Here is a 17,417-nt window from a genome sequence, read left to right on the forward strand (position 1 = left end):
CCGGGAATTCCACCGGTGCGTTGCCGAGTTGCCCGGCGAGCGCCGCACCCGTACGTACAGCAGCTGCCCGCGCGAGTCGCGTCCGACGCCGACACTCAGTTGGGCGGACAGCGGCTTGAGGGCGCCAAAGTCGGGACGAACGCACTGAATTGGCGCCGGGCGTCGGGCCTTCCGCCGGTACCGGCGAGTCGTCAGCGGACAGCCCGGCATTGAGCCGAGCCCGCCGCACGACCGAGGCCTCGGGTACGAAAGACGTCGTACACCTCTGCGAACACCGTGCGGCGCCGCGCGCCGTCGGACAGCACTTCCGTGGTCGGCGGCTCGAACGCGACCCCCCGCCGCAGCCGTTCCGGTACCGGGCCGGTAGGACTCCCGGTACGCGCGCGCGAACCCGGTCGGCGCGTCCTTGCCGGCCCGACCGGCCACCGCGTTCGCGATCCGCTCGATGTACTCACCTGCGGCCGGCACGGCGACCCTCGTCGGCAGGTGCCAGCGCTGACACGGTGACGTTCTCGAACCCGTCCTCGTCGCACCGGCATCAGCCGATCGGCGCGTACAGCACCCCCAGTTTGTCGACCTCGTCGCCCGCGCGGCCACTGAAGCCGACGATCTGCCAGCCGGAAGGTGCTGCGTAGGTCACGCTGTCCGTCGTGGCCGAACCGGCCCTCAGGATACGGGACTTGTCGGTCGTGAAGGCCGCCGAGAAGAGGCGGGTCCGGCCGTCCTTCGGCCCGCGCGTGAGCGTCACTGAGGTGAGGTGTTCGCCCGGTGCGAGGGTCAGGGACGTGGCGGTGCCACCCGTACCGCCGTGACTCAGCGACGTACCGCCGTCATGTGTGAGCGCGACCGCGTCGAGGCGGGAGCCGCCGCGCAGGGTCAGCGTGCGGGGCGCGACCGGCGACGGGAGGTTGTCCGCATCGTTGAACGCCGTGCCGTGCGGGCCGCCGAAGAAGTCGCCGGCCCGGAGCGTCGAGGGCAGCGTCCAGGAGAAGTCGACCGCGTGCGGGAAGTGGTCGGAGAGGTTGTCGCCCCTGGGGTCGAGGAAAGACGCCCACTCGTTGCTGTAACGGGTGGCGGAGAGGTTCACCAGGTTGCTGCCGCGATAGAGGATCTTGTCCACCACCTCGCAGTCGTTCGTCGGAGCCGTCTTGGGGCAGACAATCGCGTCACTGCCCTGAGCCGGGGCGCTACCGCCGCGGACCAGCTGAACCCACGCGTCGGTCAGGCCGTTCTCGGTCGCCAGCGTGCGGATGTTGTCGCCCGAGCGCGTGTAGCGGGTGTTGGTGTCGCCCATGACGACTACCGCGTTGCCCGCTGAGTTCGCCTGGATGAAGTCCGAGAGCTGTTCGATGTTGGCGCGGCGCGCGGCCAGTGCCGCCCCCGTCACGTCCGCGTTCGTGTGGACGTTGTAGAGGTCTACGAACACGCCCTCGGCCAGCCGGACCCGGGCCTGCGTGAAGCCCTTCGGCGTCAGGCAGTCGGTGCCTGTGCAGTTGTTCCAGTCGACCCGCTCGAAGTCCTCGAAGGCGTAGTCGGACAGGGTATTGAGACCGTCGCCGATGCCGGCGCCGCCGCTCGTCGCGGTGCGGTGCGGGTGGTCGTCGCCCGCGTACAGCGCCGCGTGGTAGTTGAAGTCCTCCTGGACGTTCACGATGTCGTACGCCGCGAGACGCGGGGAGATCAGCGGGGTGTTGGTCGCCGGGTTGCCGGAGCTCAGCCCCTGCGGAAGGCCCGCGACGTTGTACGTGAGGACGCTGAAGGCGCCCGAGGGGTCGTCGGCGGCGGCCGCGTGCGCCGTGCCGATGGTGGCGAGCCCGGAGAGGGCCAGGCCGGTGCCTGCCACAAGGGTGCCGATGAGTCTTCTCATGATGGGGGGTGTCTCCAGACGCGAGGCGGGAGGAAGATCAACGGTACTCAGGGTTCGCGCCAACTCACCTCCCCACAAGGCCCTCGGGGAGGTCGCCCGGTCATCATTCTGCGGACGTTGAATGTTCACGTATCTGGTCGAGTCTCGCTTTCGGGCGCGACCGCATCGGCGGCGCCGGACACAGGAGGCCGACATGGGGCACGGGCACGGGCATGGGCATGGGCATGGGCACCACCGTCACCACCCCGAGGGCAGCGCGCTCCCGGCCGCCTTCGACGTCTCCGTACCCGACGAGGCACTGACTCCCGAGCAGCACTCACGCCGCTCCATGCTGCGGCGCGCGGGGCTGCTCGGCGCGGGCTTGGCGGCGGCGGGCGTACTCGCGCAAGGGACCACGGCGCCTGCGCATGCCGCACGTCGCCGCGGGAGCGGGTTCCTCTGGCTGGCAGGCGACCACCACATCCACACCCAGAACAGCAGCGACGGCAAGTACCGCGTCGGCGACCAGGTCCGCCATCGCGCGCGGCACGGCCTCGACTGGATGGTGATCACCGACCACGGAAGCGAGACCCACGCCAAGATCGGCGTCGAGAAGGTCAAACCCGGACATCAGAGAGGCTCGGGCCGCCTACGAGGACACCCTCGTCTTTCAGGGCCTGGAGTGGAACATCCCCGCCGCCGAGCACGGCACTGTCTTCGTACACCCCGGCAAGAACGAGGTCGCCGTCCCCAAGGAGTTCGAGACCTCGTACGACGGCAGCACGAAGAAGGCCGGAGACTCGACGCCCGCCAACGAGGCCCTTGCCGTCGCGGGCCTCAATTTCCTTGCCGAGCAGGTCCAGCGGCGCCGCGTCAAGGACATCCTGATGCTCGCCAACCATCCCGCACGCAAGGGCATCGACTCGCCCCACGAGATCCGCGGCTGGCGCGACGCGACATCCGCGACGGGTCGCCGGATCGCCGTCGGCATGGAGGGTGCGCCCGGGCACCAAGCCGCCGGCATCGAGAAGCCGGTCGGCATGGGCCGCGCCCGCGGCCTCTACGACGGCAGCCCCGGCGCGAACTCGTTTGCCGGATACCCCCTGGAGAGCTATCGCACCTGGGGCGGCTTCGACTGGATGACCGCCACCGTCGGAGGCCTGTGGGACAGCGTCTCTAGTCAGCTAAGCGATCCGGTGTCAGGTGTAGTGTCTGGGATCGTTTCCCATCGTGGTGGGGAGGCATGGGCGTGGAGATGGAATCCCGCGCCGAGTGCTGCTCCTCTTGGCCGGTGTCGGCTGGTGGTGGGTGTGCTGGTCGTTGTCACGTCCTGGTGCCGGTGGGCTGCGCGGGGCAGCCGGGTCCGGTCCGTGTGAGCGTGTCCCTCCGGACGCTTGCCTGCCAGGCCGTGAGGTCTGGTGGGGGAGGGTGCCCTGCGTCGCCTGGGCGCGGGGCGTGCTGTCTGTCGCCGGGTGGGTCCGGTCTTGGACCGGTCGCTCCGGCTGGTCGTGGTGGTCGGGGTGACCACGGCTTTGACTTCGAGGTTGTCCACAACCGTGCGGATCACCGTGGTGCCGGTGGCGCGGTCGGTGACGGTCTTGTTCTGGTGGGCCAGACCGCGTGCGGCGATACGGCGCCTGCCCCATGGTCGCGGTCGCCCTGCCAGCCGCAGCCGTTGCGGTCGGGGCAGATGGCCCATTTCCAGCCCGGTGTGGTGGGGCGGTCGGGTGCTTTGCGGTGGCGAAGCGGGGTGAGGCACTGAGGGCAGTGCCTGGAGGTGTTCCGGGCGGGGACTGTCACGACCGCGATACCGGCCTCGGCTGCGAGGTGCCGCATGCGGTCGGCGATCTGCCCGCGCACCTGCTGGGACATCCGCGTGTTCATCGTGCGGCCCATGCCTTTGGCTTCCATCGACCGCAGGTCTTCGAGGTAGATAACGGTAGCCCCGGCGGCGATGGCCTGATCGACCGCCCAGCGGGCGGCCGCCCAGGCGAGGGCGTTGTTGAGGTTCGAACGGGGGGCGGAAACGTGCCGGATCTCTTTGAGCAGCACCGTGTGCTTGTCGGCCAGGGCCGGATGGGGGACGCGGCCGTCGATGAGCCGCTGGTAGCGGTCAGCCCTGGCCTGCAGGAACTCGCCGTGCCGGCGCAGCCGGTGCTGCTTGGCCACAACCCCAGCGGCCCGGAACTGGGCCCCGGCCCCCAGGGCGGTGATCCGCCCGTCGTCGTGCAACCGTGCCGCGCCTGCGGACAGCAGGGTGTTCAGGCCCCAGTCCACGCCGAGCGCGATGGTGTGCCCGCTGCGGCGGGTCTTCGGGACGGCGTGGGTGTAGGCGAGATCAACACGCACCCGGCCGCCGACTGGGCGGAGGGTGGGCAGGTGCAGCGCCGCGCTCGGCGGGATCGTCGGCGGCAGCAAGACGGAGCAGGCAACCCACGTCCATTCCCGGTAGGACCGGGGATCAGGGCGGGTGGGGAGCTGGAGGCGCAACAGCGCTCGCATGGGATCGTCGGCGCGTTCGATGGTGGCCTGCTGCCCGTCGCACGCCGACAACAGCAGCATCCGCGCCACGCGGGGAGCGGACTCCAGCTCGAACACCTCGGTCGGAAGCCGCCCGTGCCGTCGGGCGAAGGCGGCAGCTTGCCGTGTGCGGGACGTGACCACGCTGGACGGCAGATGCTGTCCGCCGGGCACAGCCTGGCGGACCTGCTCCCATTCCTTGGGCGTGCGCTTGGTCGGATCGGCGGGCCAGGTGGCCAGCACTCCGGCGGTCAGGTCAGCACGCCACTTCGCCGACCGCAGCCCCCGCCCGGCCTGTTCCTGGGCCATCCGCACGATACGGTCGTTGACCTTGACGCCCTCGGGCGCAGTAGTCGTCCACCCCAGCCGGCGCAGCGCCATCCACGCGTTCGACGGCAGCTTCTGGCCCCCAGCGTCCTCGCCGGAGGCCGGCTGGTCCACGTCGACGGTGTTCCAGTGCTCGGCGGTCAGCGCGGAGACCATGCCCGAGACCAACTCGGTGCACCAGCTCACGCGCTGGGCCAAGGCGGCCGGGGAGAGGACTTCGCCGGTCTTCTCGTCCACGCCGCCGCGCAGCGGGACGCGTGCGCATGCGGTACGCGAGGTCTCGCCCTCGGCGAGCTGAAGTTTCCGGCTCAACGCTCACCACCGGCGGCGCATTGTCCGGTCTCGGTAAGCAGCCGGCGCCGGGCCTCGGCCGAGCGCATCCCGTACAAGCGACCGGCGAACGTCGTTACCAGGGAGATGAAGTCTTCGAGCAGTTCGTCCGGGCCACCGAGCTTCTTCGGATGCACGGCCTCAAGGGTGACGCCGTGGGCGGCGAGCAGTCGCTTGAGCCCAGCCGACGGTGAACCTGGCCAAACGGTCCTCATGAGTGACGCGTACGACCGTGACGCTGCCGTCAGCGACCAGTTGCAGGAGTCTGTTGAGGCCCGGGCGGTCCTCGCGCAGGCCGGACGAGCGGTCCTGGAAGACCCGCACGATCTCGCCGCTGGAGGTGGCCCGAAGCTCCTTCTCCTGCGTTTCCAGGGAGGATTCCTGGCCGGAAGCTCCGGACACGCGCACGTACAGGGCCTCCAGACGCACACGACCCGCGCTGCTGGTGACCTTCATCGCCTCGACATCGACCGAGGAGAAGCGACGCTCACGACCGACCCAAGTCACCGGAATCTTCCCCGAGTCAGCCCAAAGACGAAGCGTCACAGGATGAACACCCAGACGCTTCACAGCCCTTGAGAGTCGGAGAAGTTCCACAGCAATCACGCTACTACGATCACTGAGGATCTTTAATCAAAATGATGAGCCTGCATACTGGCCGCCTGTTGGCCCTGGTCCGCGTTCGGACCAGGTGAGGTTTCAGGTCGTACACCTGAGTCTCATCTGGGCCGCGGCGTGATGTGCGCCCCAGCTTGCCTGGCCCCGGTCGAGCAACCGCACAGTGAAGGACTCGCCCTCTACCGGGTAGCTGCCCACGGCGACGAGGCTGCCTCGGTGGTCGATCTGGCGGACGCCGAACGTGGCCTGCGGGTAGTGGCCACTCGAGGCGGAGGCGAGCACTTGGTAGACCGTGGGGTTGCCGGCGGCATCACCGTCGCGGCCGCTGTTCGGCACGTACACGGCGAGGTGACACTCGTCGTACCCCTTGCCTATCTGCCATGACCAGATCGCCGTGCCCTGGCCGTCCTCGTACGGATGTCCCGACATGGGTATGGCAGTGAACCTGCCGTCGCAGGTACTGCCCCGGTAGCCGCCGGACGGCAGGTCGTACCAGCCGCCGCCGTAGCCGGGCTGGTGGTGGCCATAGCCGCCGCCGTACCCGCCGCCACTGTGGTAGCGGCCGTACTCCTGGTAGACGTTGGTGGTGCAGCCGGGGCCCGCCCAGCCGGTATAGCCCGGACCGGAGGGCCGCGGGGCGGGTTTCTTCGACGGCGCGGGGGTCTCGACGTGCACGGACACCTTGGCGGGCGGGGGCTTGACCGTCGTCGACGTGGGAGTGGCACGCCGGCTCGGGGTGGGGCTGGGAGAAGGGGATGCGATCAGGCCCGGCAGCGAGGACGGACTGATACGGGTCGGTACGCTGCGGCCGCTGAGGTCGTCCTCGAACGCGGCTTCGTTACCCCTGGCGCCACCGGGGACTTCGGAGAGCAGCGCGCCCACGCCGACGAAACAGCAAAGGGTTACCGCAACTGCCGTGACGAGCAGGGCTCTTCGCGGCCGGGAGAGGGTGGATATGCGACCCAGAAGTGTCTCCCGTGCGACCCACGAGCCGTCGGGACCGGAAGAGGGGAGGGACATGGCTCCGCAGTCGGGGCAGCCCATTCCCGGCAGGGGACCTTTTCGGCCACTGCCGCACTGTTCACACGCCATGGCAGGACACTATGCAGGAGCAAGTCGGCTACGGCGAGAGGAAAATGGAGATTGACATCTCCCCTTGTCCGAGGCCCACACTTGACCTAGTCCAACATTCAACCTTGGTCTGATCCATGGTTGACCGCACCACTCACCCATGGCCTGATGACACTGCTGACGCCCCATCAGGGGCGCCGCAACACAAGGAAGTCGGTGAAGCGGGCGAGCCCGCACTCCTGGCCGCCGGGCGTGCGGGCTTCGGTGATGCCGTGAGTGGCCCAGCGACCGCTGCGGATGAGGTCGCAGGCGCTCGCTTACGGCGACGAGTCATCGCCATCGCCGAGTACACGGCCCTGTGGCGGCTGCGTACCCACGGCGGTGACGGGTACCGGGAGGGTGAGTCCGCGAAGGGAGCCTCAGCGGCGAGGCTGCTGACCGCCGCGCCGCCGGGACGCGGCTGCCGCGCATTGAGCTCCACCTCGGTACAGCGGCCGCTGGGCCACCGGGCCCGAAGGGAGGCGGCGGTCAAGATGCCGGTACCCGAAAGTGGTGCTCCTCATCCGTCGATTGAAGAAAACGCACGCCACGGCAGGCTCACCGCGCGTCCGCGTGTTGTTGAAGTGAAGTCGCCGCAGCCGGGCACGTATCGGACGGACAAGCAGTTCTTGCTGCGCGTGCCCTGGGTACCGCCGCCGTATCGGCTGGCTGTGGTGCTTCACGGGGCCGGAGGATCAGCCGAGCAGGCTCTGACATGGCTGAGTCCGCAGGCGGCAGCCGACGGCCTCCTGCTCCTCGCGCCTCAGGCCTCAGGATCCACCTGGGACCTGATCGTCGGCGGATACGGCCCGGACGTGGTCCGGCTCGACACCGCTCTGGCCGATGTGTTCCAAAGGCATCCGGTCGAGGCGGCGGGCGTGGCGATCGCCGGCTTCTCCGACGGCGCCTCCTACGCCCTTTCCCTGGGACTGACCAATGGCGATCTCTTCGGCGCGGTGCTCGCCTTCTCCCCCGGGTTCATGGCGCCACTGCTCCGTCATGGCCGACCCCGCATCTTCGTCTCCCACGGCACGGCGGACCGGGTGCTGCCGATCGACCGGTGCGGCCGTCAGGTCGTCCGTACACTCCGCGACGATGAGTACCCGGTCACTTACAGGGAGTTCGCCGACGGCCATGACGTGCCCGCCGACGTAGCGGCAGAAGCCTTGCGATGGTGGAACGCCCCCTGAGGGAGCGCCCACGCCCCCCGTTTCGTCGAGCTGGGCGAGATCGAAGGCTTGCAGGTCAGCCTCACCGGCGCTGAAGAAAAACTCGCCCAGCCAGCCTCGCAACGTGCGAGTGAATTCCGTCGGCTCCTCGGAGTGGACGGTGAGGTCTTCGGCATGGCGGGACCGGCCGTCCTGCCTTCCGTCACGACCAGAAGTCGTTGGCCCTGTCGATGTCCTCGACACACTCGTCGAGATCGGTGGCCTTCTCTCCGACGATCCGGAAGACGATGGTTCCGTCCTCGTCGATGCGCTTGCCCTGACGTTCGGCCGTGAAGTGGTGCACGGCCACCGCGTGGCCTCGGCCGTCCACAAAGACGTTGCGCAGCTCGGCGCGCATCGTCCCGTTCGTCTCTTCGGCGAAGCGCCGGTACAGGTCGATGATCGCGTCCTGCCCCTTGAAGTCGCCAGACAGGGGGTGGTCCCCGGGGACGTGCTGCGTGGCGTCCGTCGCTATCAGCGCGCGCAGGGTGTCCATGTCACCGCCGTTGAAAGCCTCGTAGCCCCTGCGGACGAGTGCTGCGTGCGGGTGTTCAGCCATGAGATTCGCCTCTATCCACCATTTCCGAAACTTATAGCCGATACATTCCATTCTTCTCTCCCGTGTGGGAACGGCTACTCGATCACCGCGACGGCAATCACCCTCATTCCAGCTGATCAGAGCGGTGCCGGGCTTCGTGCAGGAGCACGGGCCACCAATAAACGCGCCGAAGCGCGCAACTCGCACAGCCGCCCGCCGGTCTTCCATGCGGTGCCCGGAGCAGCGTCCAAGTGCCTGTCATGGTGGTCGCGCACACAGCCGACCCCGAAACTATGGCGTCCCACCACATGGATGCTGACCTGGGTGTTTCTACGGAGTGGCGACACCGAAACGTGCCCGCCAACTGTCCGGAAGTGATACTCATGGCCGCCCCAGCAGCCGCTCCCCCAACGCCCAGTTCACTCAGGCGCATTGTCGCCGCGAGCCTCATCGGGGCCACTATTGAGTGGTACGACAACTCATTCGGTGAGAGCTACCACCTGCGGACTGCCGCGGTCTGACTGGATCAAGTCAGCACCGAACCAGCACCGTTCCTGTACAAGGCGCGACGCCAGTCCCCAGGGCGGGACACGTTCGTCCGGCGTCAGCAGCTCTTGCGCACCCGGGCCGCCGCGCGGGCTTGTGCTGTCTTGCGGGCCTCGGCGGCTTTGCGGGACTCCTTCGCGGGGCGGCCCGGACGTGTGCCGAGGCCGCGGAAGGGGGCGTTGCCGCTGCTGGGATTCGCCCCGGTCGGCGGGCGCTTCGCCCCGGTGATGGCGGTCAGCTTCTCCTCGCCGGAGCGCACCTGCGTGACAGTCGGCCGGATGCGGGCGTCAGTCATCATCCGGTTCACATCGCGCCGCTGGTTGGGGGTGACCAGAGTGACTACGTTCCCGGACTCCCCGGCGCGCGCCGTGCGCCCGCCACGGTGCAGATAGTCCTTGGCATCGGCCGGCGGGTCGACGTTGACGACAAGGTCGAGTGCGTCGATGTGAATACCCCGCGCCGCGACATTGGTGGCCACCAGCACGGTGATCTCGCCATCCTTGAACTGGGCGAGCGTGTGCGAGCGCTGCGGCTGCGACTTCCCGCTGTGCAGGGCGGCGGCCCGTACGCTGCTGGCCCTCAGGTGGCGGGTGAACTGGTCCACGCCGGCCTTGGTGTCCAGAAACATCAGGACCCGGCCGTCCCGCGCGGCGATTTCGGTCGCGATCGCGTACTTGTCGGCGGCGTGGACGTTCAGGACGTGGTGTTCCATCGTGGTGACCGAGCCCGCCACCCGGTCCAGCGAGGCGAGCACCGGGTCGTGCAGGTAGTTCCGCACCAGCTGGTCGACGTTGCGGTCGAGCGTTGCCGAGAACAGCAGCCGCTGCCCGTCGGGGCGGACCTGGTCCAGGATTTCCGAAACCTGCGGCAGGAACCCCAGATCGCACATCTGGTCCGCCTCGTCCAGCACCGTGATCCGCACCTGGTTCAGGTGACAGTCCCGGCGCGACACCAGGTCGGCCAGCCGCCCCGGCGTCGCGACGACCACCTCGGCGCCGGTCCGCAGCAGCGCCGTCTGCCGGTTGATCGACAGCCCGCCGACCACCGTCGCCAGTCGCACATTCAGCGCCTGCGCGTACGGCGCCAACGCGTCGCTCACCTGCTGCGCGAGTTCCCGGGTCGGCACGAGGACCAGTGCGAGCGGCCGCTTCGACTCCGCTCGCAGGCCGGCCGTCCGGACGAGCAGCGCAAGCCCGAAAGCAAGCGTCTTGCCGGAGCCGGTCCGCGCTCGGCCGAGGACATCGCGGCCGGCCAGCGCGTTGGGCAGGGTCGCCGCCTGGATCGGGAAAGGCTCCTTCACACCGAGGCTGATCATCGCCTTCGTCAGCTCCGGCGGCAGCCCGAGTACGTCGAAGGACTCGGCCGGCGGCAGGCCAGGGGCCACCGTCTCCGGCGTCGAGAGTTCGCCCTGCGGCGCTGTCACACGCCGGGGCTTGCCGGAACGGGACAGTCCAGGAGCCGGCGGCTTCGCGTTCATGGGGAACCTTCCTCGATCTGGCGCCCGGAACGCGCCGGGGCCCGTACCCCTCGGTACGGGCCCCGGCGGTTTCGAAGCGTGGTCCCGAGTTTATCAGCGGGCGCCCGGACGCCTGGCGGGCCGGCCGACCGTGCACGAACGACGGGACATGGCCGCCTCACAGACGGCAGGCGGCTGATCGTCCGAGCAGCGTCCAAGCGCCCGTCATGGTGGTCGCGCGCACAGCCGCCCCCGGAACTATGGTGTCCCGCCACATGGGACGTTGACCTGCGTGTTTCTACGGTGTGGCGACACGGAAACGTCCCCGCCAACTGTCCGGAAGTGGTGTTCATGGCCGCCCCCGCATCCGCTCCACCAGCTCCCTCCTCACTCAAGCGCATCGTCGCCGCCAGCCTCATCGGCACCACCATCGAGTGGTATGACTTCTTCCTGTACGGAGCCGCCGCCGCTCTGGTGTTCAACAAGCTCTTCTTCCCCGACTCCGATCCCCTCGTCGGGACCCTGCTGGCCTTCCTCACCTACGCGGTCGGCTTCGCCGCCAGGCCGCTCGGGGCGCTCGTCTTCGGGCATTACGGCGACCGGCTCGGCCGTAAGAAGCTGCTGGTGCTGAGCCTGCTGATGATGGGCGGCGCCACCTTCGCCATCGGGCTGCTGCCGACACATGCCTCGATCGGCTTCGCCGCACCCGCCCTGCTCACTGTGCTGCGCCTCGTCCAGGGCTTCGCGCTCGGTGGCGAGTGGGGCGGTGCGGTGCTGCTGGTGTCGGAGCACGGGGACGCGAGGCGGCGCGGGTTCTGGGCCTCCTGGCCGCAGACCGGGGCGCCGGCCGGGCAGTTGCTCGCCACCGGGGTGCTGTCCGCGCTGACCGCCCTGCTTTCGGACTCCGCCTTCCTCGCATGGGGCTGGCGCATACCGTTCCTGCTGTCGGGTGTGCTCGTGATCGTCGGTCTGTGGATTCGTCTCTCTGTCGATGAATCTCCGGTCTTCAAGGCCGCGTTGGCGCGGGCTGAGGCCCGTAAGAGCGATTCGGCCGTCGCGGAGAAGATGCCGCTCGTCGCCGTTCTCCGTTACCACTGGCGCGATGTGCTGATCGCGATGGGCGCCCGTATGGCGGAGAACATCAGCTACTACGTGATCACCGCTTTCATCCTTGTGTACGCGACGACGGCGGCGGAGCTGAGCAAGCAGACGGCGCTCAACGCGGTACTCGTCGCCTCGGCCGTCCACTTCGCCGTGATCCCAGCGTGGGGCGCCCTGTCGGACCGGATCGGGCGCCGACCCGTGTATCTGCTCGGCGCGGTCGGGGTGGGGCTGTGGATGTTCCCGTTCTTCATGCTCATCGACACGAAGTCCTTCGGGAACCTGCTCCTCGCCGTGACTGTCGGACTGGTCTTCCACGGGGCGATGTACGCGCCGCAGGCGGCCTTCTTCTCGGAGATGTTCGCGACCCGCATGCGCTACTCCGGCGCTTCCATTGGCGCGCAGTTCTCGTCGGTCGCGGCCGGCGCTCCGGCGCCGCTGATCGCCACCGCTCTCTTCAACGAACACGGCAGTTCCACCCTGATCTCCCTGTACGTCATCGCCGCCGTACTGATCACGGTCGTGGCGGTCGCTTGCGCGAAGGAGACCCGGCACCGGGACCTGGGGGACATCGACGCGGACCCGGGCCGGGACGAAGGCTCCGCGATGCGGGCCGCCGGTGCTCGCACCGTCTGAGCGGACGTACGGCACGCATCCAACCGCGCACGGGAACGCTCTTCGGACGTTCCCGTGCGCGGTCTCAGCGCGTCACCGCCGACGACAGTCCATGGAGCCGCAGCGCCAGCTGCACTTCCAGTGCGCGCTCCGGCGACTGCCAGTCGGCGCCCAGCAGTCTGCCGATCCGCTCCAGGCGCTGCGCCACCGTGTTCACGTGAACGTGCAGTGCGTCCTTCGTACGGGCAGGGCTCATCCCGCACGCGAAGTAGGCGTCCAGGGTGCGCACCAAGTCCGTTCCCCGGCGCCGGTCGTATGCGACGACCTCACCGATGGTGCGGCGTACGAACCCTTCGATGGCGCCCCCCGAACGTCCGTCCCGGCTGTCCGCGAGGAGCAGGCCCAGGAAGCCGAAGTCCTCCGCCGCCGCGCCTTCCCCGCAACGGCCGAGCAGCCGCAGCGCGTCGACGCACCGGCGTGCTTCCTCGTACGCGCCCGCGACCGCGCCCGGGTGCGCCGCGGGCGCTTCCACCGGCCCCGACGCTCCGACCGTCACAGGCTCGCGCAGGGCGCCGCCCAGGTGCTTCGCCGTCTGCCGGGCGAGGGCAGCGGCGCTGTCGCCACTGTCCAGGGGCAGCAGCAGTACGGTGCCGCCGTCACGGGCGGCCGCCAGGCCGTGCCCGGTGGCCGCCAGGTGCGAGGCCGCAGACCAGAGCCGCCTGCGGTCCGCGCTCTCACGCTCGACGCTGGCCTCCCTCGGCGCCTCGATGCGGGCGGCCAGCACCACGTGAGGGGCGTCGAGATCGGCGCGCAGCCGGGCGGCGCGTTCGCGCAGCAGGCGGGGGTCGCGGTCGGGGGCATCGAGGAGGTCGTCGAGGAGTTCACCCCGTACGCGCTGCTCCGCCTCGCCGGCCGAGCGCCTGGCCAGCAGCAGCAACGACGTCACCATGGCGGCGCGTTCGAGCGTGCGCTGGTCGACGGGGTCCAGCGCGGGGTGGCCGCGCAGGACGAGCGCGCCGAGGAGTTCACCGCCGGCCGAGACGCTGACCACCCAGTCGTCGCCGTGCCGTACCGCGTGTCCGTCCGCCCCTGCGGGTTCTCCGTCGGCGGCTTCCCTGAACTCGACGGCGCCGTCCAGCACTTCGGACACCGCGCTCGCCACGTCGTGGACGCCGCCCCCGCGCAGCACGAGTTCGGTGAGCCGGTCGTGCACGTCCGAGGCACGCTCGATGACACCGCTGCGGTCCCGGATGACCTCGTTGGCCTTCTCCAGCTCGGCGAGCGCCGACCGGGTCTCCGCCAGCAGGTTGGCGGTGTCGATCGCGACGGCGGCATGCGCGGCGAACGAACCGAGCAGCGCGATCTGTTCGCGCTCGAAGACGCGGGCACGGCGGTCGGCCGCGAAGAGCACCCCGATCACCTGGCTGCCGAGGGTGAGCGGTACCCCGAGGATCGCGACGAGCCCTTCGTCGCGTACGCCCGAATCGATGGTCCAGGTGTGCTGGAAGCGTGGGTCGTCGAAGTAGCTCTCGGTCGCGTAGGGGCGGGCGGTCTGCGCGACGAGTCCGCCGAGCCCCTCCCCCATGCCGAGCCGCAGCTGTTGGAAGCGCGCCGACACCGACCCTTCGGTGACCCGCATGTACGTGTCGCCCGCGACCGTGTCGTTGAGGCTCAGGTACGCGACCTCCGTGCCCAGGAGCGACCGCGCCCGCTGGACGATCGCCGCCAGTACGGCGTCGAGGTCGCGCAGCCCGGCAAGGTCGTGGGCGGTCTCGTAGAGGGCGGACAGCTCGGCCTCACGCCGTCGCCGCCCCTCCAGCTCGGCGCGTACCCGAAGGGCGTGCGTCTTCGCGGTTTCGAGTGCGGCGAGTGTCTCGGGTGTCGCGCCGTCCGCGCGGGCGACCAGCACTGGCCGCTCGTAGGCATCGGCGGCGGCCCCGCGCGCGAGAAGTTCCAGGTACGGCACTTCGCTGCCGCTCTGTGGCTGATCGTGGGACATGGACACACTCAACCAGCTAGTGAGCGGTCCAGCCGCCGTCGAGGGGCAGCGAAGTTCCCGTGATGAACGATGCCTGGGGGCTGCACAGGTACGCCACGGCCTCGGCGACCTCGTCCGGTTCGAGGAGGCGCTTGAGCGCGGAGTCCTTGAGCAGTACGTCGGTGAGTACGCGTTCCTCCGGCAGCCCGTGGGCGGCCGCCTGGTCGGCGATCTGCCGCTCCACGAGCGGGGTGCGGACGTACCCGGGATTGACGCAGTTCGACGTGACGCCGTGCTCGGCGCCTTCAAGGGCGGCGGTTTTGGAGAGCCCTTCGAGCCCGTGCTTGGCGGCGACGTACGCCGACTTGTAGGCGGAGGCGCGCAACCCGTGCACGGACGAAATGTTGACGATACGTCCCCAGCCCTGCCCGTACATGTGCGGGAGCGCTCCCCGGATCAGCCGGAACGGGGCTTCGAGCATCACGGTCAGGACAGTGTGGAAGACGTCCGGCGGGAATTCCTCGATGGGGCGGACCAGTTGCAGCCCGGCGTTGTTCACCAGGATGTCCGTGCCCGCCGCCACCTGCTCTGCCGCGTCGAGGTCGGTGAGGTCGAGGGTCTGCGGCTCCACCGAGCCCGCCAGGCCCTGCGCCTGCCCGGTGAGGGCGTCGAGCCCTTCCGCGTCCCGGTCGACGGCTCTGACCTTGGCTCCAGCGGCCGCGAGCCGCAGCACGCAGGCGCGGCCGATGCCGCCCGCCGCGCCGGTGACGAGCGCGGTACGGCCGCTGAGGCCGGGTCCGGAAACGTGCGCGGGGTGTGTGGTGGGCGCGGTCATACCCACGACCCTAGGCAGCGCCCACCTCGGCACCGATGTGGTCACCGCCCATACTTCAGAGCATTGTGGTGGGCTCGAACCATGTGGGTTCGTCGGTGAGAGCCTGTTTGATCCTCAGGAGCGCGAACTCGTGGAGGTCCGGGAGGGCGTCCACGGAGAACCACGCCACATCCAGCGACTCATCGTCGTTGACGCGCGCCTCACCGCCGACGGCCCGGCACCGGAAGGTGATGTCCATGTACTGGCACCGGTCGCCGTTCGGGTACTCGACCGGCTTGAGTGCCTGTACGAGAACGACGCGTTCCGCCACGCACTCCACGGCGGTCTCCTCGTACACCTCGCGCACAGCCGTCGTGGCCGGCTGCTCCCCCGGCTCCGGGATACCGCCGATGATCGACCACTTCCCGGTGTCGGCACGGCGTCCGAGCAGCACTCTGCCCGCCTCGTCGAAGACGATGGCGCTGACGCCCGGCAGGAAGAGCAGTTGGTGACCCGCGGTCGCCCTGAGCTCGCGGATGAATTCGGGAGTTGCCATGGTCCGACCCTAACGGGCCGTCTCCGGGTCGAAGCTCACGCGGACGTACTCCGGCGGGCCCGTACGCCGCGGAACACTGCCCACCCGAGACCCACCACGGAGAGCGCCACCAATACGCCCTCGGGGACCGTGCCCAGGCGCGTCGCGGGGGTCAGCGAGGAGCGCAGCGGCACCTCGGCGACCAGCGCGTCCGGCGTGAACAACTGTGTCCGCTGTACGACCTTGCCGTCCGGCTGGATGACGGCACTGACCCCGCTGGTCACGGGAACGACGACGGCCCGGCTGTGTTCGACGGCCCGCACCCTGGACATCGCGAGCTGCTGGTACGTCATCTCGCTGCGCCCGAAGGTGGCGTTGTTGCTGGGTACGGAGATGAGCTGCGCCCCGCCGGTGACCGTGTCCCGCACCGCCCAGTCGAAGGCCGCCTCGTAGCACGTGGCGAGCCCCACCTTGGTGCCGGCGAGGTCGAAGACGCCCACCTTGTCGCCCGGCCCGAAGTCCCTGCGTACGCGGTCGACATCCGAACTGAAGAGCCGTACGAAGGAACGCATCGGGATGTACTCGCCGAACGGCTGGACATGCCGCTTGTCGTAGGTCGCGACGGGGCCCCGTTCCGGGTCCCACTCGATCAGGGTGTTGCGCAGCTTTCCCGTGTCGGGCGTGAGAACCGATCCGATGACCGTCGGGGCGCCGATCGCGCGAACGGCACGGTCGATCACCTTGCGGGCGTCGTCGTTACGGTAGGGGTCGAGGTCGGAGGAGTTCTCCGGCCACAGGACGAAGTCCGGCTTGGACACCTTGCCGGCTTTGACGTCCTCGGCGAGCTGTTCCGTACGCCGTGCGTGGTTGTCCAGTACCGCCCGGCGCTGGGCGTTGAAGTCGAGGCCGAGCTGCGGCACGTTGCCCTGGATCGCGGCCGCTGTCGCGGTGCCGTCCTGCGCGAAGTTGTCGACGAGCGGGAGGGCCGCCAGAGCCGCCGTGACCGGCACGACGACGGTCAGGGCGGCGATGGCCGCGCCCCTGCGCGGCACTTCGCCGGCCGAGCGGTAGGTGAGGAACTGCCGTACCGCTTCGTAGAGTCCGAAACCGCACAGCACGACCGCGAACCCGAGGACGGGCGTGCCGCCGACAGCGGCCAGCGGCAGGAAGACGCTGTCCGCCTGACCGAAAGCGATCTTGCCCCACGGGAAGCCGCCGAACGGCACGCGCGCGCGGACCGCCTCGCCGAGGATCCACACGGCGGCGCCCCACACCGGCCAGAGCGGCAGCCGGGTCACCATAGCGACACCGACACAGGTCACCGCGACGAACAGCGCCTCGGCGGTGGCGAGTGCCACCCACGGCAGCGGGCCCACCTCTTCGCCCGTCCAGCTGAGCAGGGGCAGCAGGAAGCCGAGCCCGGCGAGGAAGCCGAGTCCGAACGCGGCACGCGCCCGGCGCCCGTACAGGCACCATGCGAGCAGGGCGAAGCCTGGCAGTACCAGCCACCACAGCGGTCGGGGCGGGAAGCTGGCGTACAGGAGCAGACCGGAGAGAGCGGCGGCCACGGGGGCCACGAGCCGGGTCAGCATTCTTCTCCCGCGAGAGGTGCCATCGGGGTGCGGAGCCGGCTGTTCTGCGGACTGCTCTATGGCAGTTTGGGTGGCGCTCACCCGGCGGAGTCTACGGTGGCCGGGCGAAGCCCGGACAGCGCGGTCTCGGCCGGCGGGGGTCTCGGCGGGCGCGGTCCCCCGGAGCGCGGCCCGGGGGCCGAAGCAACGTTCCTGCGCAATCTGTACACAAATCATTGCCCCTGCCATTACCGTGTGCGCCAGTCCCTGGCACCTGGCCTTCCGGCCGGGTGGGCGGGGCCCG

At 69.6% G+C, this 17,417-nt stretch carries 13 protein-coding genes and 1 pseudogene; 3 read left to right on the forward strand and 11 right to left on the reverse strand.

Annotated elements, in window-relative coordinates:
* Window positions 1-538: 538 nt before the first annotated feature.
* Window positions 539-1,867, reverse strand: a complete 1,329-nt coding sequence (locus tag J7E89_RS00705) for a jacalin-like lectin (protein ID WP_214966932.1) — start codon at window positions 1,865-1,867, stop codon at window positions 539-541.
* A gap of 193 nt (window positions 1,868-2,060) precedes the next feature.
* Between J7E89_RS00705 and J7E89_RS00710 the strand changes: the two are divergent.
* Window positions 2,061-3,030 (forward strand): annotated as a pseudogene (locus tag J7E89_RS00710) (histidinol-phosphatase); the annotation flags it as partial.
* Window positions 3,031-3,409: 379 nt separating this feature from the next.
* On the opposite strand, the gene J7E89_RS00715 reads toward J7E89_RS00710, so the two are convergent.
* From J7E89_RS00715 to J7E89_RS00730, 4 genes are all read right to left on the reverse strand, one after another.
* Complete coding sequence (locus J7E89_RS00715; protein WP_251059887.1) at window positions 3,410-5,005, reverse strand: zinc ribbon domain-containing protein; 1,596 nt, start codon at window positions 5,003-5,005, stop codon at window positions 3,410-3,412.
* Window positions 5,002-5,160 (reverse strand): hypothetical protein, encoded by a 159-nt coding sequence (locus J7E89_RS00720; protein ID WP_214966934.1) that lies wholly within the window; start codon window positions 5,158-5,160, stop codon window positions 5,002-5,004. Before J7E89_RS00720 ends, J7E89_RS00715 begins: the two co-directional genes overlap by 4 nt.
* Before the next feature lie 4 nt (window positions 5,161-5,164).
* Window positions 5,165-5,629: a recombinase family protein gene (locus tag J7E89_RS00725; protein WP_308315283.1), complete on the reverse strand. Its 465-nt coding sequence runs from the start codon at window positions 5,627-5,629 to the stop codon at window positions 5,165-5,167.
* Between the two features lie 93 nt (window positions 5,630-5,722).
* Window positions 5,723-6,661 carry an adhesin gene (locus J7E89_RS00730; protein WP_251059888.1) on the reverse strand — a complete coding sequence of 313 codons (939 nt, stop codon included), beginning with the start codon at window positions 6,659-6,661 and terminating at the stop codon, window positions 5,723-5,725.
* A gap of 761 nt (window positions 6,662-7,422) precedes the next feature.
* On the opposite strand from J7E89_RS00730, the gene J7E89_RS00735 reads away from it, so the two are divergent.
* Window positions 7,423-7,941: an alpha/beta hydrolase gene (locus J7E89_RS00735; RefSeq protein WP_214966941.1), complete on the forward strand. Its 519-nt coding sequence runs from the start codon at window positions 7,423-7,425 to the stop codon at window positions 7,939-7,941.
* Window positions 7,942-8,122: 181 nt separating this feature from the next.
* Here J7E89_RS00735 and J7E89_RS00740 read toward each other — a convergent pair whose 3' ends face one another.
* Together J7E89_RS00740 and J7E89_RS00745 are read right to left on the reverse strand one after the other, a co-directional pair.
* Window positions 8,123-8,518 carry a nuclear transport factor 2 family protein gene (locus J7E89_RS00740; RefSeq protein WP_214966943.1) on the reverse strand — a complete coding sequence of 132 codons (396 nt, stop codon included), beginning with the start codon at window positions 8,516-8,518 and terminating at the stop codon, window positions 8,123-8,125.
* A gap of 583 nt (window positions 8,519-9,101) precedes the next feature.
* Window positions 9,102-10,520, reverse strand: coding sequence for a DEAD/DEAH box helicase (locus tag J7E89_RS00745; RefSeq protein ID WP_214966946.1), 1,419 nt, complete (start codon window positions 10,518-10,520; stop codon window positions 9,102-9,104).
* A 330-nt stretch (window positions 10,521-10,850) separates the two neighbouring features.
* On the opposite strand from J7E89_RS00745, the gene J7E89_RS00750 reads away from it, so the two are divergent.
* The gene (locus tag J7E89_RS00750; RefSeq protein WP_214966948.1) at window positions 10,851-12,236 is read left to right on the forward strand and encodes an MFS transporter; all 1,386 of its coding nucleotides are present in this window, start codon (window positions 10,851-10,853) and stop codon (window positions 12,234-12,236) included.
* 64 nt (window positions 12,237-12,300) lie between these two features.
* Here the strand turns inward: J7E89_RS00750 and J7E89_RS00755 are convergent, their stop codons facing one another.
* Genes J7E89_RS00755 through lnt form a run of 4 tightly spaced genes read right to left on the reverse strand, consistent with a single transcriptional unit; the run spans window position 12,301 to window position 17,215 of the window.
* On the reverse strand, window positions 12,301-14,214 hold the full coding sequence (locus tag J7E89_RS00755; RefSeq protein WP_214966950.1) for a helix-turn-helix domain-containing protein: 1,914 nt from the start codon (window positions 14,212-14,214) through the stop codon (window positions 12,301-12,303).
* Window positions 14,215-14,230: 16 nt separating this feature from the next.
* Window positions 14,231-15,028 (reverse strand): 3-hydroxybutyrate dehydrogenase, encoded by a 798-nt coding sequence (locus J7E89_RS00760; protein ID WP_214966952.1) that lies wholly within the window; start codon window positions 15,026-15,028, stop codon window positions 14,231-14,233.
* 55 nt (window positions 15,029-15,083) lie between these two features.
* Window positions 15,084-15,563 (reverse strand): NUDIX domain-containing protein, encoded by a 480-nt coding sequence (locus J7E89_RS00765; RefSeq protein ID WP_214966954.1) that lies wholly within the window; start codon window positions 15,561-15,563, stop codon window positions 15,084-15,086.
* 35 nt (window positions 15,564-15,598) lie between these two features.
* Window positions 15,599-17,215: an apolipoprotein N-acyltransferase gene (gene lnt / locus J7E89_RS00770; RefSeq protein ID WP_374196769.1), complete on the reverse strand. Its 1,617-nt coding sequence runs from the start codon at window positions 17,213-17,215 to the stop codon at window positions 15,599-15,601.
* Between the last annotated feature and the right edge of the window lie 202 nt (window positions 17,216-17,417).

It is taken from the genome of Streptomyces sp. ISL-100 (genome assembly GCF_018614615.1).
In the GTDB taxonomy this organism is placed as follows: Bacteria; Actinomycetota; Actinomycetes; order Streptomycetales; family Streptomycetaceae; genus Streptomyces.